Origin of the sequence: Ottowia thiooxydans, assembly GCF_040548795.1 — a bacterium.
In the GTDB taxonomy this organism is placed as follows: domain Bacteria; phylum Pseudomonadota; class Gammaproteobacteria; order Burkholderiales; family Burkholderiaceae_C; genus Ottowia; species Ottowia thiooxydans_A.
The window spans coordinates 566,446-589,704 of sequence record NZ_JBEPSH010000001.1; the positions used below are offsets into that span (position 1 = coordinate 566,446).

Annotated in this window: 23 protein-coding genes; 4 read left to right on the forward strand and 19 right to left on the reverse strand. The window is 60.1% G+C overall.

Features of this window, described 5'->3' with window-relative positions; genetic code table 11:
- Positions 1-32 precede the first annotated feature (32 nt).
- From ABIE13_RS02600 to ABIE13_RS02610, 3 genes are read right to left on the reverse strand one after another with little or no spacing between them, the layout of a single operon-like run.
- Positions 33-1,526, reverse strand: coding sequence for a TolC family protein (locus ABIE13_RS02600; protein ID WP_354440882.1), 1,494 nt, complete (start codon positions 1,524-1,526; stop codon positions 33-35).
- Entirely contained in the window at positions 1,523-4,699 is a 3,177-nt protein-coding gene (locus ABIE13_RS02605; protein ID WP_354440883.1) for an efflux RND transporter permease subunit, read from the reverse strand. Before ABIE13_RS02605 ends, ABIE13_RS02600 begins: the two co-directional genes overlap by 4 nt.
- The gene (locus ABIE13_RS02610; protein WP_354440885.1) at positions 4,696-5,862 is read right to left on the reverse strand and encodes an efflux RND transporter periplasmic adaptor subunit; all 1,167 of its coding nucleotides are present in this window, start codon (positions 5,860-5,862) and stop codon (positions 4,696-4,698) included. Before ABIE13_RS02610 ends, ABIE13_RS02605 begins: the two co-directional genes overlap by 4 nt.
- Before the next feature lie 326 nt (positions 5,863-6,188).
- On the opposite strand from ABIE13_RS02610, the gene ABIE13_RS02615 reads away from it, so the two are divergent.
- Positions 6,189-7,202: a cation diffusion facilitator family transporter gene (locus ABIE13_RS02615; RefSeq protein WP_354440887.1), complete on the forward strand. Its 1,014-nt coding sequence runs from the start codon at positions 6,189-6,191 to the stop codon at positions 7,200-7,202.
- Between the two features lie 38 nt (positions 7,203-7,240).
- On the opposite strand, the gene ABIE13_RS02620 is transcribed toward ABIE13_RS02615, so the two are convergent.
- Positions 7,241-7,594, reverse strand: a complete 354-nt coding sequence (locus ABIE13_RS02620; protein WP_354440889.1) for an ArsR/SmtB family transcription factor — start codon at positions 7,592-7,594, stop codon at positions 7,241-7,243.
- 242 nt (positions 7,595-7,836) lie between these two features.
- On the opposite strand from ABIE13_RS02620, the gene fdx reads away from it, so the two are divergent.
- On the forward strand, positions 7,837-8,175 hold the full coding sequence (gene fdx, locus ABIE13_RS02625) for an ISC system 2Fe-2S type ferredoxin (protein ID WP_354440890.1): 339 nt from the start codon (positions 7,837-7,839) through the stop codon (positions 8,173-8,175).
- Between the two features lie 94 nt (positions 8,176-8,269).
- Here fdx and ABIE13_RS02630 read toward each other — a convergent pair whose 3' ends face one another.
- The 4 genes from ABIE13_RS02630 to acuI form a co-directional block, all read right to left on the reverse strand.
- Complete coding sequence (locus tag ABIE13_RS02630) at positions 8,270-8,638, reverse strand: VOC family protein (protein ID WP_354440892.1); 369 nt, start codon at positions 8,636-8,638, stop codon at positions 8,270-8,272.
- Between the two features lie 66 nt (positions 8,639-8,704).
- Positions 8,705-9,637 carry an alpha/beta fold hydrolase gene (locus ABIE13_RS02635; RefSeq protein WP_354440893.1) on the reverse strand — a complete coding sequence of 311 codons (933 nt, stop codon included), beginning with the start codon at positions 9,635-9,637 and terminating at the stop codon, positions 8,705-8,707.
- 219 nt (positions 9,638-9,856) lie between these two features.
- The gene (locus tag ABIE13_RS02640; RefSeq protein WP_354440894.1) at positions 9,857-10,858 is read right to left on the reverse strand and encodes an NADP-dependent oxidoreductase; all 1,002 of its coding nucleotides are present in this window, start codon (positions 10,856-10,858) and stop codon (positions 9,857-9,859) included.
- Between the two features lie 93 nt (positions 10,859-10,951).
- Positions 10,952-11,938: an acrylyl-CoA reductase (NADPH) gene (gene acuI, locus ABIE13_RS02645; protein ID WP_354440895.1), complete on the reverse strand. Its 987-nt coding sequence runs from the start codon at positions 11,936-11,938 to the stop codon at positions 10,952-10,954.
- Between the two features lie 281 nt (positions 11,939-12,219).
- Here acuI and ABIE13_RS02650 point away from each other — a divergent pair, with 281 nt between their 5' ends.
- On the forward strand, positions 12,220-12,804 hold the full coding sequence (locus ABIE13_RS02650; RefSeq protein WP_354440897.1) for a TetR/AcrR family transcriptional regulator: 585 nt from the start codon (positions 12,220-12,222) through the stop codon (positions 12,802-12,804).
- Between the two features lie 58 nt (positions 12,805-12,862).
- Here ABIE13_RS02650 and ABIE13_RS02655 read toward each other — a convergent pair whose 3' ends face one another.
- Complete coding sequence (locus ABIE13_RS02655) at positions 12,863-13,777, reverse strand: glutaminase (RefSeq protein ID WP_354440898.1); 915 nt, start codon at positions 13,775-13,777, stop codon at positions 12,863-12,865.
- Between the two features lie 146 nt (positions 13,778-13,923).
- Between ABIE13_RS02655 and ABIE13_RS02660 the strand changes: the two genes are divergently transcribed.
- Positions 13,924-14,274, forward strand: a complete 351-nt coding sequence (locus ABIE13_RS02660; protein ID WP_354440900.1) for a DUF6172 family protein — start codon at positions 13,924-13,926, stop codon at positions 14,272-14,274.
- 46 nt (positions 14,275-14,320) lie between these two features.
- Here the strand turns inward: ABIE13_RS02660 and ABIE13_RS02665 are convergent, their stop codons facing one another.
- From ABIE13_RS02665 to ABIE13_RS02710, 10 genes are all read right to left on the reverse strand, one after another.
- Positions 14,321-14,548: a hypothetical protein gene (locus tag ABIE13_RS02665; RefSeq protein ID WP_354440902.1), complete on the reverse strand. Its 228-nt coding sequence runs from the start codon at positions 14,546-14,548 to the stop codon at positions 14,321-14,323.
- Positions 14,549-14,721: 173 nt separating this feature from the next.
- A complete protein-coding gene (locus ABIE13_RS02670; RefSeq protein ID WP_354440904.1) occupies positions 14,722-15,483 on the reverse strand; it encodes a GntR family transcriptional regulator in 762 nt (253 codons plus the stop codon).
- A gap of 179 nt (positions 15,484-15,662) precedes the next feature.
- A complete protein-coding gene (gene dapA / locus ABIE13_RS02675) occupies positions 15,663-16,610 on the reverse strand; it encodes a 4-hydroxy-tetrahydrodipicolinate synthase (RefSeq protein WP_354440906.1) in 948 nt (315 codons plus the stop codon).
- 11 nt (positions 16,611-16,621) lie between these two features.
- Complete coding sequence (locus ABIE13_RS02680) at positions 16,622-17,362, reverse strand: ABC transporter ATP-binding protein (RefSeq protein WP_354440908.1); 741 nt, start codon at positions 17,360-17,362, stop codon at positions 16,622-16,624.
- Between the two features lie 65 nt (positions 17,363-17,427).
- Positions 17,428-18,213 carry an ABC transporter ATP-binding protein gene (locus tag ABIE13_RS02685; RefSeq protein ID WP_354440909.1) on the reverse strand — a complete coding sequence of 262 codons (786 nt, stop codon included), beginning with the start codon at positions 18,211-18,213 and terminating at the stop codon, positions 17,428-17,430.
- On the reverse strand, positions 18,213-19,097 hold the full coding sequence (locus tag ABIE13_RS02690) for a branched-chain amino acid ABC transporter permease (protein ID WP_354440911.1): 885 nt from the start codon (positions 19,095-19,097) through the stop codon (positions 18,213-18,215). Before ABIE13_RS02690 ends, ABIE13_RS02685 begins: the two co-directional genes overlap by 1 nt.
- Entirely contained in the window at positions 19,090-19,983 is an 894-nt protein-coding gene (locus tag ABIE13_RS02695; protein ID WP_354440912.1) for a branched-chain amino acid ABC transporter permease, read from the reverse strand. The genes ABIE13_RS02690 and ABIE13_RS02695 overlap by 8 nt, the downstream gene beginning before the upstream one ends.
- A gap of 77 nt (positions 19,984-20,060) precedes the next feature.
- Positions 20,061-21,155 (reverse strand): ABC transporter substrate-binding protein, encoded by a 1,095-nt coding sequence (locus ABIE13_RS02700; RefSeq protein ID WP_436278368.1) that lies wholly within the window; start codon positions 21,153-21,155, stop codon positions 20,061-20,063.
- Positions 21,156-21,235: 80 nt separating this feature from the next.
- Positions 21,236-22,012, reverse strand: coding sequence for a maleate cis-trans isomerase family protein (locus ABIE13_RS02705; protein WP_354440914.1), 777 nt, complete (start codon positions 22,010-22,012; stop codon positions 21,236-21,238).
- The gene (locus tag ABIE13_RS02710) at positions 22,009-23,250 is read right to left on the reverse strand and encodes a D-amino acid dehydrogenase (RefSeq protein ID WP_354440916.1); all 1,242 of its coding nucleotides are present in this window, start codon (positions 23,248-23,250) and stop codon (positions 22,009-22,011) included. The genes ABIE13_RS02705 and ABIE13_RS02710 overlap by 4 nt, the downstream gene beginning before the upstream one ends.
- Positions 23,251-23,259: the final 9 nt, after the last annotated feature.

Sequence of the window (23,259 nt, forward strand, 5' to 3'; positions counted from 1 at the left end):
AGTCAAGCTTAAAGATTGACACGATGGGAAGGTCAAGGTTTTTTCGCAAAATATGTCTTTAAACGCGAATTTGGCTTGCCATCGGCTCCGCCGCAGTCCTGATCTGGCTGTCCGCAAATCTCCCAGCCACCGCCCAGCGCCTTGTAAATGCTCACCACGGCAAGCCGCTGATTGGTGCGAGCGACTGCCAGCGCGCGCCGGCTTGCAAAGTCGGAGCGTTCAGCTTCGAGCACATCCAGGTAGAGACCTTCGCCGGCTGAAAAGCGCGCCCTGGCAAGACGCGCTGCCTCGCGATGGGCCCTTGACTCCAGCAGGCGCAATTCCAGAGTGCTTCCCACTGCGCCGTAAGCTTTGAAAGCGTCGTCGGCTTCCTGCAACGAGCGCAAGACGGTCTGGTCGTAGACGATCAAAGCCTCTTTGGCACGCGCTTCGCTGGCAGCGATTCGAGCGCGAACGCGCCCGGTATCAAGAAAAGACCAGCGAAGGATCGGGCTGATGACGCCAGACAATGCCGCGGCGCCACTCATTGCACCGAGACTTCCCGCAACAAACCCGATGGAGCCTTGCACCTGCACCTCGGGGTAGAGCCCGGCGGTCTCCACCCCGATCTGTGCGGTTGCCGCAGCGAGGTTGCGTTCGGCGGCTGCAATGTCGGCACGCCGTGAGAGGAGGGCGGCTGGATCACCTACAGCTATCGTTCGAACGGTCAGCGTCTCAGAGGCGGGTGTGGCGGCGGGTGGTTTGAATTCCTGGGGCGTTTCGCCCAGGAGAATGGCCAAGGCATTGACGGAGGCCGCGCGGCGGCGCTCCAGTTCGGGCACGGCCACCTCGATGTTGCGCAACGCCGCCTCGGCACGCAGACGGTCGAATTCGTTGGCAGAACCTGCGGCCAGGAGACCATCGACCAAGCTCAGGCTGTTGCGCTGGCTTTGGCTGATGTCGACAACGACCGCGAGTTCGGCCTCTATCCCTTGCAGCTCGAACCAGGTGGCGGCCACGGCGGCAGCTACGCCCGCCCGCACCCCGCGCAGCAACGCTGTGCGCGAACCCGCTTGCGCCTGAGCCGACTCCACCGATCGCCGTATGCGGCCGAAAAGATCGACCTCCCAGGCAGCGTCGACGGCGCCGCGATAGCTTTCGGTTCGGCGCGGCTGGCCAGGAGGGGTCTCGATCTCGCTGCGGCGACGATTTTCGTATCCAAGCGCAGGACCACCGCTTGGCAGATAGGCCTGGCGACTTTCGCGCAGCCCCGCTTGAGCCTCCTCCAGCCGTGCGGCTGCGATGCCGATGTCATGGTTTGCTGCGAGCGCCCGCTGGACAAGACTCGCCAGTGCCGGGTCGTCGAAGCTGCGCCACCACGCAACCTCGACGTCGCCTGCGACCAGGCCCGCAGGTGCCTCGCCGAAGCTGGAGGGAACCTGCGACGAATGCAACGAGGGCGGTACGTAGTCAGGGCCGACTGCACATCCGGCCAGCAGCATGAGCGCACTCAAGGGGGCCAGAACGGCTCTATAGGGACTTTTCATGACGTTCTCTCTTTCAAGCGCGCTTGTGTATTCGCCTTGGGACGCTCAAAGCGGGCCGACAGGCTGCGCATCACCACATAAAAAACCGGCGTCAGGAACAATCCGAACAGTGTCACGCCAAGCATGCCGGCGAAAACTGCGATTCCCATGGCATGACGCATCTCGGCACCGGCACCGGTCGCCAACACCAGCGGAACGACGCCGGCGATGAAAGCCAATGAGGTCATCACGATGGGCCGCAGCCGTAAGCGGCAGGCCTCCACGACCGCGTCCAGCGCGCTGGCCCCTCCGGCTTCAAGGCTGCGCGCGAACTCGACGATCAGGATGGCGTTCTTGGCCGCCAGTCCGACGAGTACGATGAGGCCGATCTGGACAAAGACGTTGTTGTCGCCTCCTACCAGCCAGACGCCAAGGATCGCGCTCAGCAGACACATTGGCACGATCATCAGGACCGCCAAGGGCAGCAGCCAGCTGTTGTATTGCGCAGCGAGGATGAGGTAGGCCAGCAACACGCACAGCGGAAAGATGAACAGCGCGGAATCGCCGGCCAGCTTCTGCTGGTAGGTGAGGTCGGTCCACTCGAAGCTCATGCCTTCAGACAGGACCTCTTTGGCAAGGCGCTCCATGAGCGCCACCGCCTGTCCCGAACTGACGCCAGGCATCGCACCGCCCGAAATGTCGGCAGAAGGGTAGCCGTTGTAGTGGATTACGCGGTCTGGGCCGGAGCTGGGCGTCACGGTGACGAACGAAGATAAGGGCAACATGTCCCCTGCTGCGTTGCGCACCTGCAGGCGTCCGATGGCCTCGGCCTGCATGCGGTGTTCGGCGTCCCCCTGGGCTGTCACCTTGTAGGTGCGGCCGAATCGGTTGAAGTCGTTGACATAGAGCGAGCCCAGATAGACCTGGAGTGACTCGAACACATCCGCCAGGCGAACCCCCTGGCTCTTGACCTGGGTGCGATCGATGGCGACGTCGAGCTGCGGCGCATTGACATCAAAGCTGGTCATCAGCCCGGCTACCTGGCCCGTTTCCGTGGCTTTGGTCATCAGGATCTGGGTTTGCTGAACCAGCGCATCGAGTCCAACGCCGCTTCGATCCTCAATCAGCATCTTGAATCCTCCCGTTGCACCCAGGCCGGGCACTGGCGGAGGCGGGAAAACGCCGAGGAAGCCATCGGGAATGCCGGAAAACTTCGCCTGCAAACGTCCGGCGATTGCGTTCGCGCTGAGTTCAGGTGTCGTGCGATCCTTGAACGGGTCAAGCATAAAAAATACGACCGCAGCGTTCGGAACGTTGACCATACCGTTGATCGACAACCCCGGGAATGCCACAACGCTTTCGACGCCGGGTTCATCCAGCGCGATCTTCGACATTTGTTTGACGACCGCATCTGTGCGGTCCAGCGAAGAAGAGTTAGGCAGCTGGGCGATTCCGACCAGAAAGTACTTGTCCTGCATGGGCACGAAACCGGGTGGGACCGCCTTGAACCCGAAGAAGGTCAGTGCGAGAAGTCCCACATACACCAGGAGCGCAAGCCCGCTGATCCGCACGACTTTGCGGACCGTATTGCCATAGGCATCCGGCACACGCCCGAACGGCCGCCCCAGCGCTTGAAGAATGCGATTGGCTCGACCTCGCAGGCTGCGCGGGTCATGCACGACCCCATGCTTGCGCGGTCGCAGCAGCAGTCCTGCGAGGGCCGGGCTGAGCGTGAGCGAATTGACCGCTGAGAGAATGGTCGAGATGGCAATCGTGAGCGCGAACTGGCGATAGAACTCGCCCTGCAGACCGCTCAGGAACGCGGTTGGGATGAACACTGCGGCCAGCACCGATGTGATCGCGATGATTGGACCTGTGACCTCGTCCATGGCGAGCCTGGCGGCTTGCATGGGTGGCTCGCCGTTTTCGATGTGGCGCTCGACGTTCTCAACGACGACGATCGCATCGTCAACAACGATCCCGATCGACAACACCAGGCCAAACAACGACAAGGTATTGAGCGAGAAGCCCATCATGTGCATGATGGCGAAGGTGCCGATCAGCGAAACCGGAACGGCCATGAGCGGGATGATGGACGCGCGCCAGTTGCGCAGGAACAGCACCACGACGATGACCACCAGAATGATGGCCTCCAGCAAGGTGGTGACCACCGACTCCAGCGACGCACGGACGAAAACCGTCGGGTCATACGCAATGCGGGAGGCAAGACCAGCCGGAAAGTTGTCTTCCAGCCGCTTCATGGTGGCCCGAACAGCTTTCGAGACGTCAAGCGCATTGGCGCCCGGGCTCTGGATGATCTGCAGCGCAACGGCCGGCTCGCCGTCAAGCAGGCTGCGCAACGCGTAGGCGTCGGCCCCCATCTCGATACGGGCGACATCGCGCAGACGCGTGACTTGGCCTTCATTGCCTGTGCGGATGATGATGTCGCCGAACTGCTGTTCGTCGGTCAAACGCCCGAGCGTGTTCACCGTCACCTGGAATGCGGCACTGGAGTTTGGCGCCTGTCCAACGGAGCCGGCTGCCACCTGCACGTTCTGCTCACGCACCGCGGCAATCACGTCGCCAGCGGTCAGCCCGCGTGCGGCGATCAGGTTGGGGTCGAGCCAGAGCCGCATGCTGTATTCGCCTGCACCCCAGACCAGTACGTCACTGATTCCCGGAATGCGGGACAGTTCGTCGCGTACCTGGAGGTAAGCGTAGTTCGAAATATAAAGAGGGTCGTAGCGGTTGTCGGGCGACAGAAGGTGCACCACCATCAGAATGTCTGGCGAAGTCTTTTGGGTCACGACGCCCTGGCGCTGAACCTCTTCAGGCAGACGCGGCAGCGCGCGCGAGACCCGGTTCTGCACCTGGATCTGCGCCATGTCAGCATTGATCCCCTGTGCGAATGTCACTGTCAGGGTCATTCGACCATCGGTGGACGATTGCGAGGACATGTACTGCATGCCCTCGACCCCGGTAATCGCCTGTTCGAGCGGCGCGGCCACCGTTTCTGCGATCACCTTGGGGTTGGCGCCCGGGTAGGATGCGCTCACCTGCACGGTGGGAGGCGTCACTGCCGGATACTCGCTGAGGGGCAACTGGAAGAACGCGGCGATGCCCGCAATCACTATCAGAATCGAGAGAACGATCGCAAAGATCGGCCGCTCAATGAAAAATCGAGGGAAGCTCATTTTGCTGCTCCCGAGGATTGAGGCGCTTCATCGGGTGTTCCGTCGATCGCGGTGGCCTGTGGTGCTACCTGCATACCCGGGCGAACCAGGCCCTTGACGACGATGCGTTCGCCGGGTTGCAGGCCTTGCTCGATCACACGCAAGCCGTCTACTACCGGGCCCAGCTCGACGGGCCGATATTCCGTCTTGTCGTCCTTGCCGACCACCAACACATAGCGGGTACCCTGATCGGTGCCAATCGATTGATCGGATATCAACACCCGGGTTTGGGGTGCGCCAGTTTCCAGTTTGACCTTGGCAAAGAGACCGGGCGTCAGATGCCCATCAGGATTCTCCACTACAGCGCGGACACGCACCGTGCCCGTGCCACGGTCACTGGCGTTGGCGAGGAAATCGACGCGGCCGGGTCGCGAATACGTCTTGTCGGTAAGCAATGCCACCATCACCTTGGCAGCCTTTGTTCCTTGCGGGGCCGCGCTGGCCCGGTCTGCCGCGAGCGATTGCAAATAAGTACGTTCGTCGACGTCAAAGTAGACATGGAGCGGGTCGATCGAAACGATCGTCGTAAGAGGCGTCACGCCGCTGGCGACATAGTTGCCCTCGGTAACCAGGGTCTGACCGACACGGCCACTGATGGGGGCCGTGACACGCGTGAAACTCAAATCCAATTGCGCGGCGTTCAGCGCCGCCTTGGCGGCATCCACCTGTGCCTTGCCTGCATTCAGCGAAGCGACGGCGGTGTCCAGGCGATCACGCGCAACGATCTTTTGGACAAACAGCTGTTCGGCTCGTGCGTGTTCAGCTTGTGCGAGCATGGATGCTGCTTCTGCTTTACGCAGACTCGCTGTCGCCGCATTCAAAGCCGCCTGGAAGGGCCGTGGATCGATAAGAAACAGCGAACGTCCTTTCTCGACGAAGCGCCCCTCGGGTACGCTCACGTCCTGGATGTAGCCAGCGACCCGCGGGCGCAGTTCAACTTTCTTGACCGCCGTCAGCGAGCCGGTGAGCTCGACAGAGGGCGTCACCGGTCGAACCATGACCTCGGCCACTGGAACGCTGGGTGGTTTTGCGGGTACCGGAGGGGGCGCTGGTTCTGAACATCCGGCGATAGCGAGCGCGAGGCCTATCGCCGCAGTGACCAGGGTTAAGCGTTTGACTTTCATCTTTTTGCCTTTCGCGACTGGAGTCGACTTGTTATTTCTGAGCCGAAATGGCTCCTGTTTCGTTTATCCGGCTTACTACGCTTGGAAGGTCAAGCGCTTTTTCTGGGTTTGTGCATTCCGTTGCATGGAGCGCTACTGGCCGGTGCGCTGCGAGTGCTATTGAGGGCGTTTGGCGAGAGGGGAGGTCGCTGGGGTACCTCTGAGGGCCGGGCACTAAACGCGTGAATGGACGTAACGAGAACTGAAACCGGTCTCTTTTAAATTAAACACATGAACATCTATTCATATGTTATATTAAATGTACTGCCCCTCATTCAAGACCTTCCATGTCACACCCACATTCCCATTCACACACTCACGAGGACCATGGTCACGACCATGACCATTCGCACACCCCCACCGTGACCAGCGCCAACGAGCGCAAGGTTCTACTGTCTTTTGTATTGATCTTCGTCTTCATGTTGGTGGAAGCGGCCGGTGGCGTGCTGTCTGGCTCGCTTGCCCTGCTGGCTGACGCCGGGCACATGCTGACAGATGCTGTTGCGCTGGCGCTGGCCTATGCCGCCTTCCGTTTCGGTCGGCGCGCTGCGGACAGCAAGCGCACTTTCGGCTATCTGCGGCTGGAGGTGATCGCTGGCTTCATCAATGCCATCACACTGTTCGCCATCGTTGCCTGGATTGGCTATGAAGCGTGGATTCGCTTCTCCGAACCACGCGAAATCCTGGCAGGCCCGATGATGCTCGTTGCCATCATCGGTTTGCTGGTCAATCTTCTAGTGCTGTGGATCATGACCCGCGGTGAGACCGATCATGTCAACGTCAAGGGCGCCATACTGCATGTGATGGGAGACTTGCTGGGCTCGGTGGGCGCCATCGTCGCGGCTGTGGTGGTCTACTACACCGGTTGGACCCCAATCGATCCGATTCTCTCGGTGGTCGTGTCCCTGTTGATTGTGCGCAGTGCCTGGAAGCTCCTGGCCAAGTCGATCCACATCCTCCTGGAAGGCGCACCGGACAATGCTTCTCCTGCCGATGTGGAGCGCGGCTTGTTGGAGGCTGTTCCCGGGCTTGCGGCTGTCAGTCACGTACATGTATGGCAGCTCACCTCCGGCCGGACGATGGCGACACTGCACGTTCGTGCGCAAGATGACGCGCAGGCGAAGTCAGTGGTCCAGATGGTTGAAAAGCAGCTGAAGAATCAATTCAGCATTGAGCATTCAACCGTCGCGATTGACTGGAATTCAGATGAGCAGGCAAGTGGCTGCAGTCTCGCTCAGTCTGGCGAGAACGACAGCGACGATCACGGACACGACCACTCCGGAAGAGGGCACGTGCACTAAGCCCGAACAACGAAGGTCAGCAAGGTCGCTCACCGGAGCTAGTCATCCCCATGCTCTTCAGCAATGTGGTGAGCCATATCCAACAAGACCTGGCTCACATGTTCATCAGCGACTTCATAAAAAATTTGCTTGGCGTTTCGCACACCCCTGACCAGGCGGGCACCTCGAAGTAGACGCAGGTGATGGCTGACCAGCGACTGGGACAGTTCCAGGTTTTCAGCGATATCGCCCACCGAGCGAGACCCTTGCATGCAGCAGAACAAGATCCTCAGGCGGGATGGGTCTCCGAGTAAACGGAAAGTTTCTGCCAGGATCGTGACCTCATTCTGGGAGAGTTCCGTCGATCCTACGCTCTCACCCGCAGGGTGGGTCTTGGTCTTGCGCCCAGTCATCAATCAATCTCCACGGATCCATGGTGCAGTTGCGCAGCGCAGGGATGAAAGCACCGAAGAATACACCGGACAAACAAAAACCCGAAGGCCGCAGATAGATGGCATGCCAAAAATATTAAAGAGGCACTGGCGCCAGCAAAACCGACAACGAATCGCCTCCAGATAACTATCTCGCTTGACATTACCACATTGACAACGTCTAGGCTCACCAACATGCCTTTATTTCCAAGCGAGGAAACCATATGCCCAAACTTACCGTCCTACCCCATGCTGAACTGGCGCCAGAAGGCGCCGTGCTTGAAGTATCCGCAGGTACCTCGATCTGCGAAGCACTTTTAGATCATGGCATTGAGATCGAGCATGCCTGCGACCAGAGCAACGCCTGCACTACCTGCCACTGCATCGTACGCAAGGGCTTCGGGTCCCTCAACGAAATCGAGGAATCTGAGGAAGACCTGCTTGACCGGGCCTGGGGGGTAGAGGCGCAGTCGCGCCTGAGCTGCCAAGCCATTGTCGCAAGGGATGACCTGACTGTCGAAATCCCCAAATACACGATCAATCACGCCAGGGAAAACCAGTGAATCGGTGTGACGTTGCCCTGTGCAATTCCGCTAAATCACTGAAGACAAAGTTCCTCGGAGCAGTGATTCTGGCGGAGGTCAATCCTGCCCCCGCTCAAGCTTCGGGTTGGTGACAGACCACCTCTACGTTGTGTCCCTCAGGAGAGATAACGAAAGCAGAGTAGTAGGAGGGGTGGTAATGGGGGCGCAGACCCGGGGGTCCGTTGTCTTGCCCGCCGGCTTCAATGGCCGACGAGTAGAACGCATCAACCTGGCTTCGGCGCTCTGCAGTGAAAGCAAGGTGCAGAGGTGTCGCAGGCTCTGCAGCCTGGTAAATCCATAACGAAGGCTTGCCGTTCTTCCCCAGGCCCGCGCCATGCGGACCTTTCATTGCCACGGCCACGCCCAAAGGGGCTAAAGCGCGAAGGAAAAACGTTTCCAGCGTCTCGACGCTGTTGGAGCGGATGCCGATATGGTCAAACATAGAATTCCTTTGTTTGATCATCATATTCGCGATAACAGGCTTCGAAGTCGGGTTTTGCGCTTCCGCTCAGCGGGCCTGTGCGCTGCTCACGAATGCGGCCAGTTCGCTGTTGAAACGTGGTGCGTCTTCAAAGAAAACCGAATGTCCCGCCTCGTCGTACCACGAGAGTTTCGAGGTCTTGAGCAAGCGTGCAGCCTCGTCGGCTACCGCAGGTGCGATGACCTGGTCACGCCGCCCGTGGGAAATCAGCACGGGCACCTTGATGCGAAGCAGGGCATCAGCGAAGTTGGTGCCGCCACTCCACTTCAACGTGGCCGCCCGCGCGCTCACAGGACTGGCCATGTTGTAGCCCAGCATCAATTCAAAGTCTTCAGCTGCCAAGGGTGCCGCCACGCATGCGCGCACGAAGTTTCCCGTCGCGCGGATATTGCGTTCGAGGTCAGGCAGCAGCATTTCTCGAAGGAAAGCGCCGCCTGGCATGCGAGCAGCCTGACCCGGTGGCTGGGCAATCCTGGCGCCCGCGAAATTAACACCGGCGATGCCCGAGTCGCCGTAGTCACTGAGGTATTGGGCCACTACGATGCCGCCCAGCGACCAGCCCACCAGCACGGGCCGCTTGGCACCAGTCGCATCGATCACGGATTGCAGATCGTCTGACATGCGCTTGCCGTTGGTATAGGCGGCCTCGGCGCTCGGCTTGTCGGACTCTCCATGGCCTCGCAGGTCATAGGAGATCAACCGGTAGGTGGTTGCGAGCGGGGAGCGCATCTGCCGCGCAAATGCGAGTTGGCTCTGCGCGATGCCATGCACAAAGACGATGGCAGGACCTTGCGGATTGCCGTACTCGCGTACGGAAAGACGCGTACCGTCGCTTGTGGTGACCCACGATGCCTTGAAGTCCGGCGTCGGCTGCGTCGGCTGTGCGATGGCCGAGAATGCGGCGCCTGCGAGCACGCAGGCAATTCCTACGTGGCGCACCACATCGGTTCGAATGGTCATTTCAATGTCTCCAGAGTTATTTTTTGGGTCCTGCTTCGGCCAACAGCCGAAGTCTTGGCCTGGCCAAGGCGATAGCGCACTGACACTACGGGCGGCTCACTCTATGCGCTGGGTCGCGCCGTGGCTACTTGCAGCGCCGCAATACAGTTATGAATGTGCGGATATGTCGGTACGTCGAAGGTCCGCCAAGCTGTTGGCGGCGAATTGGCGCCGCGGCAACTACTCGATCTGCACCACGACCTTGCCTTTGGCGCGCCCACTGTCTACGTAAGCCATGGCTTTAGCGGTGTCCTCAAACGGAAATACTTTGTCGACTACCGGGCGGATTGCGCCGGATTCGATGAGTGATGTGATCTCTCGCAGCTGCGATCCATCGGCCAGCATGTAGACGAACGTATATTTCGCTCCGATCTTCTTTACCTTCCGCCTGATGCCAAAACTCAGCAAGCGCATCACCTGCTGGAGCGGCCAGGACATCCCGCGCGCAACGGCAAACTGTGGGGTGGGCGGTCCAGAAAGGGAAATGAGATGGCCGCCTGACTTGAGAACTTGCAAAGACTTGTTCAGTTCCTGATTGCCGAGGCTGTTCAATACCACGTCGTAGTCACGAAGCAGGGTGGAGAAGTCCTGTTGCTTGTAATCAATCACGACATCCGCGCCCAACGCTTTCATCCATTCAACGTTGGCCGTACTGGTGGTTGTGGCAACAACCGCGCCAAGATGCTTGGCAAGCTGAATGGCGATACTGCCCACGCCGCCGGAGCCGGCATGGATCAGCACCTTCTGGCCGGCTTTCAGCTTGGCAGATTCAACCAGAACCTGCCAGGCTGTGAGTGCGACTAGAGGAAGGGATGCGGCCTCTACCATGCTCAGATTGGCAGGCTTTAGCGCGACGGACGATTCTTTGACCGCTATGAACTCCGCGAAAGTGCCTATACGATCATCGTCAGGACGTGCATAAACCTCATCACCTGGCTTGACGCCGCGAACGCGATGGCCGACCCTGACGACAGTTCCAGCCATGTCATTGCCCAGGATCAGGGGGAAGCGGTAGGGGAGAATCAGCTTGAACTCACCGCTCTTGATTTTCGAATCCAACGGGTTGATGCTTGCCGCGTGGATGCGAACCAGAACGTCATCGTCCCTCACTTCGGGCTCGGGCAATTCGCCGATGCGGCCTACTTCGTTCTTTCCGTACCTATCGATGATGAAAGCTTTCATAGGTTCTTATGTCCACGTGGCCAGGGTTAGGTAAGCGTGCTGACGTGCTGACTCTGTTGCAGAAAAGTAAGGCGCGCTACGCCCCCACGTTGGTCAGGCGTTGACATCCACTACGGTGCGCCCCTGCACCTTCCCGCCAAGTACCTGGCTGGCAAGGTCAGGAACGTCTGCCAGGCCAATAAGCCTGGTGCTTTGCGCAAGCTTGCCCAGATCAAGGTCTTTGGCCAGACGGGACCACGCTTGCAGTCGCACTGGCTGCGGCGCATTGACTGAGTCGATGCCAGCGAGCGTGATATTGCGCAGGATGAAGGGCAGAACGGACGCCGGCAAGTCCGCGCCCTGCGCGAGGCCGAAGGCTGCAACCACACCACGATAGCGCGTCTGTGCCAACACGTTCGCCAGCGTATGGCTGCCGACCGAATCGATGGCACCAGCCCATCGCTCCTTGCCGATCGGTGCGCCCGCTTCGGACAAGGTGCGGCGATCAATGACTTCCGCTGCACCCAACGAACGCAAGTAGGCGGCTTCTTCGAGGCGACCGGTCGATGCGATCACGCGATAACCCAGGCCAGAGAGCAGGGCAATCGCCACGGAGCCAGCGCCTCCGTTCGCTCCCGTCACCAGGATGTCGCCGTGCTCAGGCCTGACGCCTCCATGCTCCAGTGCCAACACCGAGAGCATGGCCGTGTACCCAGCTGTGCCAATGGCCATGGCTTCCTGGGTAGAAAATACGTCCGGAACCTTGACCAGCCAATTGCCGCTCACCCGCGCCCGTTGCGCAAAACCGCCATGGTGGGTCTGGCTCAGTCCCCACCCGTTGGCGAGGACTCTGTCTCCTGCCACGATACCGGGATAAGTGGACGCCTCTACGACCCCTGCAAAGTCGATGCCTGGAATCAGCGGAAACTGGCGGATAACCGGTGACCGCCCACTGAGTGCCATCGCGTCCTTGTAATTTACTGTCGAATACTCGATTGCTACGGTGACGTCACCCGGCATCAAATCCTCATCCTTGAAGTCAACCAAGGTGCTGGAAATGGTGTCACCAGTTTTGTTTGCCAGCAGTGCTTTGAATGTCATGTAATGTCCTTTCGGTCTTGAATGCATTTGCCGTTTCAGGCGGCGGTTAGATAACGTTCTGCCACATTCGCTCGCCGTATATCTGAAAGCAAGCTTTGGCGTGCCGGCAGGTAACGCTGCCTGAACGTAGACGCCCTGGGCCGAGTGACCCAGGCGCAAATCTAATCTGTCAAGGCCCAATGATGTCAATCATCATCTTTAATGTCAAGGGCTTTGATGTCAATCAACATCAATGTATAGTCATGACTTCACGGATCGCGAACCCATAGAGATTCCCCCACATGAAGGTCACCAAAGCACAGGTGCAAGCCAACCGGGCCCATATCGTCGAAACGGCATCTGCGCTGTTTCGCGAGCGTGGCTACGATGGCGTGGGCATTGCGGACTTGATGGCCGCAGCTGGTTTCACCCACGGGGGGTTCTACAAGCACTTTGGGTCAAAGGTGGACCTGATGGCTGAAGCAGCGACCTGCGGGTTTGCGCAGACGGCGGCCAAAGCCGATGGCGTTGATGCCAAAACATTCGTCGAGCAATATCTGTCTCGTGAGCACCGTGACGCGCGGGGTGAGGGCTGCACCATGGCGGCCCTTTCGGGTGACGCTGCCCGTCAGCCGGAGTCCATCAAGACGGCCTTCGCAGTGGGCCTGGAAAGCTTGCTGGGAACTCTGGGCAAGCCATCTGACACTGCGGAGGACCGAGAGCGCGAAGCGGCCTTGCGTGCCAAGCGGATAGACGTCATTGCGCAGGTCATGGGCGCCATCATGCTGTCGCGGGCATGCCCGGACGACTCGCCACTTGCCGATGAAATTCTGGAAGTCTGCCGCAAGGCAGCCCTGTCAAGGCTAACTGCCCGCGTTAAGGCGTGACGCAAGCAATCTTCCTGCTCGGTTTAATGCCATCTCTAACGCGAATGACCCAGCGTCCTTAGAAAACCGACAAGCCTGTCCGCGCAACAAACAATTCCAAGGCCTTGCGCCCCAGCAACGAGTTGCCTGTGGAATCCAGGGCCGGGGACCAGACACACAAAGTCAGCTTATCGGGCACGACCGCAACAATGCCGCCCCCCACACCGCTCTTGCAGGGCAGGCCTATCAAAAACGCGAACTCGCCCGCGGCGTCGTAGGTGCCGCAGGTCAGCATCAAGGAATTGATGCGGCGTGCCTGACGCTCAGTGACCACTTGTCGATCGGCTAAATACGGATGGGCACCGTCCCGGCAAAGATAGCCCGCAGCGCGTGCCAGTTGCAGGCAGTTCATCTCGATGGCGCAGTGGTGAAAGTACACGTCCAACACGGTAGCCACATCGTTGTCGATTTTGCCAAAGCTCTTCATGAAGTTGGCAAGCGCCACGTTGCGGTAGCCAGTGGCAGCTTCCGATGCGGCCACCTCAGGGTTGTAGTGCACGGCCTCGTTGCAGACGCTGGAGAGCTGCGCGAGCATCTCGATCTTGCCTTCGCAGTGGCTGACCAATCGGTCCGTGACCGCTATGGCGCCCGCATTGATGAAAGGATTGCGCGGCACGCCTTGTTCATTTTCCAGTTGCACCAAGGAGTTGAATGGGTTGCCTGACGGCTCACGGCCAATACGGTCCCACAATTCTTCACCCATCAGGCGCATGCCGATGCTGAGTGCAAATAGCTTGGAAATGCTCTGAATTGAAAACGGCGTGAAAGCGTCGCCCGCCGCGGCCTCATGGCCGTCGACTGTGCGCAGGGCAATGCCGAATTGGTTGGTGGATACTCGGGCGAGTGCGGGAATGTAGTTGGCTACAGCGCCTTCTTGCCCAAGTTGAGGGCGAAGCGTGGCAACAATTTCTTCAAGAATGAGCTGAAAGTTCATTGAATGTCTTGCATAGACGAGGTTGGCAGAGGTGGAGCACAGGGCCACTGCGGAATCGGAAGCATTCCGGAGCACATTGTCCGGGTAATTTCTTTGAATTTTGGTCAAGAAGCGGGCTTGGCTTGGACTGCGCGTTACCATCGCACATGAGAAAAAATTTCCCCTTGGCCATAGAAGGCAAGAATCGCGACCGAATTCTGGATGCTGTGAAACACGATGTGCGCAAATACGTCAAGCGTGAACGGCGCCGCGTTTTACCTGAAGGCGCGGACTACTGGGACTTCGATTGTCGCTTCGGTGTTAACAAGGAAGCCGCCCAAGAGGTGCATCTGTCTGCACTGATCGGCCATATCGACACAGTTGCCCGCGAAGGCGGAGACCAAGTCTATGTGGAAATCCTGGCCAAACCCGGACACCGCAAAGCGCGACCTCCCGGTGCAGCCAGCACCGACGCAGACATGCCGGACGACAATCAGGACAATCTTGAAAACGAGTAAGGCCGGTTACTGAGGCGGGGCGAATTTAATGTGAACACGCCCTGGTTCAAGGACTTCGGTGCAAGCGCGGTGCCGAAAGCAACGCCAGGCTGTCGTCAATCGCGGCGTCCACATCGCGCCAGCGGCCCGACAATTGACTTGTATGCATCGTAGCGTGCAGTGCCTTAAGGTCTTTCACACTAGGCGCCACCTTGATCTGAGCGATAGCTGCTGAGCTGTTGCCGCCCTTGATCAGCGCCACCACCTTGCCTGCCCATTCGTTGGTTTTTGCCATTGTGATTACCGCGTTATTCCTAATAGAGCGACTGTAACGCCCGGGCACCTCATGAAGGGTGGCATGGTCGTTCATTTATGGTTTGGTCACTCCCGCGCGCACTGGGAAGTCCTCGAGTTGGACGCTACTTAGTGAAACCGGTACCGCGTCCGCGGCGCGTTCTCATTTTTGCGTCAGTAGCCCTGCGGCGGGGTCGGTGAGGTCTCAGGCATGGCCGAATTGACCAAGAAGAACTTGGCTACCATTTCCTTGGTGATCTCAACCGCCCGCTTCATACTCATGTCGATGTGCTCGGTGATGCACTCCAGTGCGGCGTCCGTCTTGCGATCCTGCATTAGCTGCAGGATCTCGAAGTGGGCATCGAAAGCCTTGGTGTTCCAAGCCGATTGTTGGATGTCGATGTGGCGGGCGATGTGGATGCGCCGCGTAACCACTTCCATGAAGGCGTTTAGCTCCTTGTTCCTAGCCAGCGCGATCATGCGACGGTGGAACTCCTCATCCGCCAGCAGGAAGTCGTCTGAAGACATCTCAGCTGAGCGCGACATCACTTCAGTCCAGTACTGCCGAACCGTTTCAATCTCGGCGTCAGTGGCGCGTTGCAAGGCCAGCAGGATCGCACGGCGTTCCAGCGCGATGCGTACCTGATAGAGGTCGAACACCTCGTCAACGCTGATGTTCTTGCGAAAGAACCCCTTGTTCATGACGAAGTCCAGCAGGCCTTCAGCCACCAGCCGATTCAGTGCCTCTCTCAGGGGTGCGCGGCTTACGCCGAACTCACGGCCCAGTGCCTGCTCGTTGATACGGGTGCCAGGCCGAAATTCGTAGCGCATGGCACGGTCCCGAAGGTGGAGGTACAGGCGCTCTACAGAGCTCTCGTCTCGCGGCTGAGGTATGTGCCGGGGCACAGTGCGTCGGCGAGAAGGGGAGGTGGCCATATTTAGAGAGTGGGAGAAGCTGGCTTCAAGATATCTGGGAAGACTCTACATGACCTCGTCGACTTTGTCGCAACAAGTGTAGACAGTTTATTTCCCGCAAATTTTACACCTTCGCAGGCCGTCAGAGCCGAACGTCACTGGGCTGCTGCGTTCTCCAGGGCGTGTTAACACGTGCTAGTTCAGACTATGGCCGCGGACTGTTCGCCGGCGAAAGCCTGGGCCGCATCGGCAACGAGTGCCGACTTCGCAAAAACCTGGTCCAGAGCATGTGAACTGGCGGGTCCGGCGCCCACCAGCGGCTCTCGCAATCTGTTCTGGCATAGGCCCATGAGACTGGCAAGGTATTTCACGGGAATCGGATTGCTCTCGGCAAACAGTGCCTGGGACAGCTCAAAGAGCTCGCGCACCAGCGGGAGTTCCTGTCCAAGCCTTCCTTGGGCAATGGCGGCGCATTGCGCCTGGACAGCCGCAGGAGCCACGTTGGCCGTAACAGAGATGATCCCGTGCGCACCGAGACCAAGCATGGCCGCAGCGGTCAGGTCGTCGCCGCTGTACCTCACGAAATCCGCAGGCAGGGCAGTGGCGAGTTGCAGAGCCCGCACCATGTCGCCAGAAGCATCCTTGATGCCCTTGATGTTCGGGTGTTGAGCCAGGCGCTGCAAAGTGGAGACAGAGAAGTCGACAACAGTGCGGCCAGCAACGCTGTAGAGCACCAGAGGCAGGGGAGTGGCGTCTGCCTGTTCTACAAAGTGGCGGTAAAGGCCTTCTTGCACGGGCTTGTTGTAGTACGGCACCACGCTGAGCAGAGAGTGCGCGCCCGCCTTGTGTGCCATGCGTGCGAGCTGAACCGCTTCAGCTGTCGAGTTGGCTCCCACCCCTGCCATCACGTGAATGCGGCCATTGGCGTGGGTTACCGAACGGTTCAGCAACTCGGCATGTTCGTCCATGCTGAGGGTAGACGACTCTCCTGTGGTGCCGGCCACTACCAGACCGCGTGTACCGCTTCGAACATGCCAGTCAATGAGGCGTTCCAGCGCGGACCAGTTGATAGCGCCGGAGGCATCAAAGGGCGTGATGATGGCAACCAGGCTGCCGTGGGGCAGCGTTTGAATGGAGTATGTAGGCATAGGCAGGGACATCAGTGGGGGCGACCGCCCAGGTAGAGTTCGCGCATTTCAGGGCTGTTCATGAGCACACTGGCCTTGTTTTCTAGTGCGACGGTGCCCACTGAAAGAACATAGGCACGGTCGGAGATACGCAAGGCCTCCATGGCATTTTGTTCGACCATCAGTACGGAAATGCCCTCCTTGTCACGCGTTGCGGAGATGGCTTCGAAGACTTCGGCAAGGGTTTTGGGAGATAGGCCGGCAGAGGGTTCATCAAGCAGCAACACGCGTGGGCGTGGCATGAGCGCGCGCGCCAGCGAAAGTACCTGGCGTTCACCCCCGGAGAGCGATGCCGCAGGAGAGTTGAGCTTGCGCGTGAGTACGGGGTAGGTATTGCACAGCTCCTCAATGCGCTGCGCGCAGTCGGTCTTGGACATGAACTGGCCGCCCAGGGCGAGGTTCTCCCAGGTGGTCAATGAACCGAAGACGTTGTCGGTCTGGGGCACGAAGCCTATGGTGCCGCTTCGGACCTTGCGGTGTACCGGAATCTGGCTCACGTCCTCATCGCGAATATGGACGCTGCCGCTGCGAGGCCGCAGGAACCCCGCGACGGTCTTGAGCAGGGTGGATTTCCCGCAACCATTGGGGCCAAGTATGCAGACGATTTCACGAGACATGACGTTCAGGGAAATTCCGCGCAAGATATCCACCTCGGCGCTGTAGCCAGCGACCACGTCGCGAACGTCGACTTCCTTCTGGGCTCTTGCGTTCATGCTGTGTATCCTGGCGCTTCGCGGTTGGCGACTAGTGAGGGGAAAGGCGTTGTGTTCGGGCGTCATCATGCGGCCTTCATCTGTGCAGCCTGCGCAGCCGCGCGCCCCAGGTACGCTTCAATGACCTGGGGGTGGGAAGAGAGCTCTTCAGGTTTGCAATCGGCCACGATTTGCCCTCTGTCGAGAACGATGCAACGTGTGCACACCTCGCGCACGAAGTGCATGTCGTGCTCAACGATGAGCTGTGAAATCCCCTGAGCGCGCAGGCGCTGCAGTGTCTGAACGATGTCACGGCGCAGGTTGGGGTGCACGCCAGCGGTGGGTTCGTCGAGCATCAGCAACTTGGGTCGGGCCATTAATGCGCACGCGATGCTCAAGAGCTTCTTCTGGCCGCCTGAAATCGCCGACGCCGCGAGTTGTTTCACAGGCGTCAGCAGGAGAGAATCCAGCAATTGGTTGGCTTGTTGCAGTGCCTCGGCCTCGGCCTCACGCACCGCACTGGGCTTGAGGAGCGTGGACCACACGCCGTGCAGCCGGGTGTCGGCGGCCAGAGTCACTTCGAGCACACTCATCTTGCTCGGCATCGATGGCAACTGAAACGTTCTGGCCATACCGTGGTGAACGATGCGGTGGGCCGGTAGGCGAGAGATGTCCTGACCTTCGAACCGTACCTCGCCCGAGTCTGCCCTGGTGAACCCGGACGCTACGTTGAGCAAGGTGCTTTTGCCGGATCCGTTCGGACCCAGCAGGCCGACGATCTCGCCCGGCATCACGTTCAGCGATGCACCTTGAAGCACCACGTTGCCACCGAAGGCCTTGTGGATGTTTTGGATATCGAGCAGGGCGGGCATTACAGCTTCCTTAGAGTTTCAGGCATAAGGCCGTCCTTGCGCCACAGCAGGCAAGCCAGCAACAGACAACCGATCAGGCCCAGCCGGACAGCGCCTGCCACGTCGGAGCCGATACCGAGAAAGTCACGGGCAAACGGGACCGAGATATAAATGCTCTGCACCAGCAGCGCACCCAATACGACGCCTGCGACATTGCCCAGGCCGCCGATCATCACCATCGTCCAGATCATGAAGGTCTCAGATGCGAGCATGAAGTCGGGCCCGACGTAGCTTACGTAGTGGCCGAGAAAAGCCCCGGCGACGGCGGCTATCGTGGCCGAGGCCACCGTGGCCCGCGACTTCAGGCCCACCAGGTCGTAGCCCATGCTGGTCGCCAGCGAAGGCTCTTCGCGCATAAGCCGCAGCGAGCGGCCAAAGCGGCCTGCGCCCAGCCGGCTTGTCAGGGCGGCGGCAGCCAGCAGGGTGAGCAGAACGGTCGCCAGAAAGGCCCAGCGGGAGCCGGAAGAGCTCAGCGAACTCCACATGGGTGTAATGCCGCTGATGCCTTGCGCACCGCCGGTAAGCCAATCTTCATTCAGCGCAACGGTGCGGACGATCTCCGCCACCGCCAGGGTGGCAATGCCCCAGTAGTCCGCGCCCAGGTTGCGGCCGAGCCGAGAGACAAAGAACCCCAGGACGGCGGCCACCGCCAGTCCCAGCATCCACCCGACGGCAGGGTTCCAATGCATTTGGTGGGCAATGCCCACCGCGTAGGCACCCACGCCCACGAAGGCGATGTGGCCGAGGTTGAGAAGGCCTGCGTAGCCAGCCTGAATGTTCAGGGAAACGGAGATGAGTGCGTAGATGGCCGTCACCGTAACGGCATGAAGCAGAAAGTCAAACACGGCGCACCTCCCGGTCAAACAGACCATAGGGTTTGAACAGCAACGCGACCAGCAGGAAGATGAACGATGCCGCTCCGATATAGGTCACGGGCAGGAAAGCAAGCGGTTGGCCCACCAGCCAGCCGAAATTCAGATTAGTCACGAGCGTCTCGGCGATCGCGATGAGCATGGCTCCTGCGACCGCGCCAAGGGGGCTGCCCAGCCCTCCGAGGATGGCGGCAGCAAACACGGGCAACAAGAGGTCGGTACCCAGATTCATGTGAACGTCACCTGTCATGGCGAGCATGGTTCCGCCTACTGCGGCCAGTGCACCACTGACGAAACTGATCTGATTGGTGATGGCGGCGGCATTGATGCCTGTGGCCTCGGCCAGCGCACGGTTTGAAGCCAAGGCCCGCATTGATCGGCCGACCGGCGTGCGATAGAGGACAAAAGTGAAAACTGACAGCACTGTGATGGCCACCGCTATCGAATACGCCTGTGCATGGGAAACACGGGCACCCGCAATCACCAGTGGCGCAACAATGTCGAATTGGAACCGCTGGGGGCGCGAACCGGCAATGCCCAGGATGAGGGCCACCAGCACCATAGATACCGCGAGAGAACCGATCATGGCGATGGCCGGCCCTGAACGCAGAAGCCGGCGAAATACCAGCGTGTTGAGAAGCACGGCCAATACGCCGGTCAGCAAACATGAGGCGACCATGGCCACCGGAAATGGCATACCCATGCGCTGGCCCGTCAGCGTCAGGAAGGCTCCCACGACCGCATATTGGACGTGGGCCACATTGGGGAACTTGACCAAGGCGTAAACGGCACTCAGACCCACGGCAACCAGTGCGAGGTCAGCCGTGCGGATGAGCACATCCAGGAAGAACTGAAACATGGGCGGGTCTCATGAAGGAAGAGAGAAGGGCGCGGACGGGCGGGTCCATGTGAACACGCTTATCCGCGCCAGGGACGTCAACGTGGCTGCACGCCGTTCTGATAGCGTGTGCGCAGGTACGGCTGCACCGAGCGTTGGCGGTCCTGGTCAAAGGAGATCTCGCCTGTCACGCCTTCGAACTTTCGACCCACTTCGGCCAGGGCCGTGCGGACTTTCGCGTTGTCGGTGGAGCCGGCTTGTTTGATTGCGGCAGCGGCAAGCATTACGCCGTCATACGCGTAGCTACCGTATGCCGATTTCAGCTTCTCGTTGTACTTCTTGGTGTAGGCCTCCTCGTAGGAGCGTCCATTGGGGCCGATCGAGCTCACTTCCATGCCGATCTGGCCGTTGGCGATTTGGGCCGGCGTGTCTGTGGTGCACATCGTCTGGTAGATGGCGTACCACTGAGTCTTGTTGAGGCCAAGGTCGAAGGCTTCGCGGTTGATGATGGCGGCCTCCTGGCCGTAAGCGCTGTACACGTAAACATCAGGTGCCGAGCGCTCGATCTGTTGCAACTCGCGGCGGTAGGTGGATTGCCCGGCGGTATAGAGGACGGAAGTCACCACCTTGCCACCCAGGGCCTCGAAGTTTTTCTTGAATTCCTCAGCCACGCCCTGCCCGTAAGCGTTGTTGGGTGCGATAAAGGCAGCCTTGCGGAACTTCTGCTCGAACACGTCATTGGCGCCGAACTTGGCGGAAACGTTGTCCAGGCCGATCACGCTGAAGGAGCCTGCTCCGATCTCACGCACGCGCGGGCTGGAGCTACCAATATTCAGGTGCGATGCACCTTCCTTGATGACGTACTGGGCCGTAGGGATGGTGATGCCAGAGGAGTACTCGCCGAGCACCACTGGTACCTTGTCCACGGTGACCAGCTTTTTGGCGCCATCAAGCGCCGTGGGTGCGCGCCCGCCAGAGTCTTCAATGATCACGCGCAGCTTGCGGCCCAGCACACCACCGGCGGCGTTGACACGCTCCGTGGCGAGCTCGACGCCCCTGCGCTGGTCTTCGCCAATGCTGGCACTGGCGCCGGTCAGCGGCAGAACTACACCGATCGTGACGTCCTGCGCCTGCGCGGCTGCGGAGGCGGCGAGCAAGCCCGCTGCCAAGAATCTCGTTGCAATCATCTTCATGCTTCACTCCTATGGGAACCGGTGGGAAATACGCCGGCGGTGCCGGCGGCGCGGAAATGCAGCGGGGCTGCGAAAAAGGGTCAGAGGCTATAGAGGCGGCCCCATTGGGGCAGGGCGTCCTGAATGCCTGCGAGACGCAGGGCGTGCCATGCCATCGCGTGGTTGCTTGAAATCACGGGCTTGCCAATGGCCTGCTCAAGCGAGGTCACCTGGCTGGCCAGGCGCATGCTGGTGCATGAGACGAACACGGCATCAACGTCGGGGGACTTGCCCATTTCCAATACCGACGCGCGAATGGATGCCTCGTCGATGCGCGCCACTTCGTTGTCGTCGGCATGCTCGTAGGAGGCGCTCGCCGTGACATCAAAGCCGCGGTCTGCGATGTAGTCAGCCATCCAGTCGCTAACCGATTTCACGTAAGGGGTCAGCAGGCCGACTCGCTGTGCTCCCAAGGTCTTGAGCGCGGCCTGTGCGGCGGTGATGGGGCTGGTGCAGGCCACACCAGGGCGCACCTCCCGAATGCGCTCGAAGACCGTTTCCTCGCCGATAACCATAGCGCCGGAAGTGCATCCAAACGCCACAACATCCATGCGCTGGCCCGGCAGAATCAGGGAGACGGCGGGAGCAATGTCCTTCTCCATGGCCGCCAGCGTCTGGGGGTTTATATCTGCTGAGTTGTAGAGGCGGGCTTGATAGAGCGCCACACCATCGAGCTGCATGATGCGGTGCCATTCGTGTTCAATGGTGTGGTCGGTGGCCAGCACGATCAGCCCGATGGCGGCCCGTGACGCCGGGCCGGTACCCAGCTTGAACGGGTGCTTCTGATAGGTGCGGGTGGGCGCGGTCAGGGTGCTCATAGTGTCAAGCCTTCCAGGCTGTGTTGGGGTTTGCGGTCGCAAAGCAGGTCGGCAACAATGCGGCCGGTGCCGCAGGCCATCGTCCAGCCCATGTGTCCATGGCCTGTGTTGAGGAAAAGATTGCGGTGGCGCGTGGCGCCGAGGATGGGGGCCCCCGCAGGCGTCATGGGGCGCAGGCAGGACCAGTACGACGGCGAGCTGTAGTCAGCTCCACGCGGAAACAGCTGGCGGGCCACGCCCAGCATGTCTTCGAAATCGCGCGGGGTGTGCGCTGTGTCGTAACCTGCGAACTCCGCGGTGGCCGTGAAGCGCAAGCGGTTTCCGAAGCGAGCCCAGGCGACCAGGTTGTGCTCGTCGACGCCTCCGAGCGTGGGGGCCTCGTCTCCCGGGCGGATGGGCAGCGTCATTGAGTAGCCTTTGACCGGGTACACGGGCAGGCTATAGCCTACCTTGGAAGCCAGCAGAGGTGAGTAACTGCCCAGTGCCAGTACGAACCGGTCGCCCGTGATGGGCCCCTTGTCCGTACGGACCGCGTGGATGCTGTCGGCACTGTTGTCCCAGCCGGTGATCTGGCGGTCCATCAGGAACTGCACACCCAGCTGTTTGCAGCGCTCGGCCAACTGGCGCGCAAACAGATGGGCGTCGCCGCTCGCGTCGGATGGACAGAAGATGGCGCCTGCCAACTGTGAGCGGGCGGCGGCCAGGGACGGCTCGCGCTGGACGACCTCATCTGGCGTGAGCCTCTGCAGCGTCAGGCCGCCATCGGAGAGTACGCTGGTGGCGGCCACGCCGCGCTCGAAAGCAACGGGATCGCGGTAGACGTAGAGGCATCCTCCGGAGATGAGGTCGTACTGCAGCTGCTCCTGGTGCGTAAGTTCCTGCAGGAGATCCTGCGAATACATGCATAGCCGCAGCTTGCGTGCCGTGTTCTCACGCGAACGCTCCGCTGAGCACTGAGCCAGGAACTGCAGTCCCCAGGCCCACATGCGCGGATCAAACCGCAGCTTGAGCCGCAGTGCCTGACCCTTCAGGAACAAAGACTTGAGCAGGATCTTGGGCGCCCGCGGCGAGGCCCAGGTGTAGGCGTGGCCGGGCGCCACCAGGCCCGCGTTGGCGAAACTGGTTTCCCTGGCGACTTCGGGTTGCCGGTCTACCACCACTACCTCGTGCCCCTCACGGGCCAGGTAGTAGGCGGTCGTCACCCCGACGATGCCCCCTCCGAGAATGACCGTCTTCATCGCGTGTGC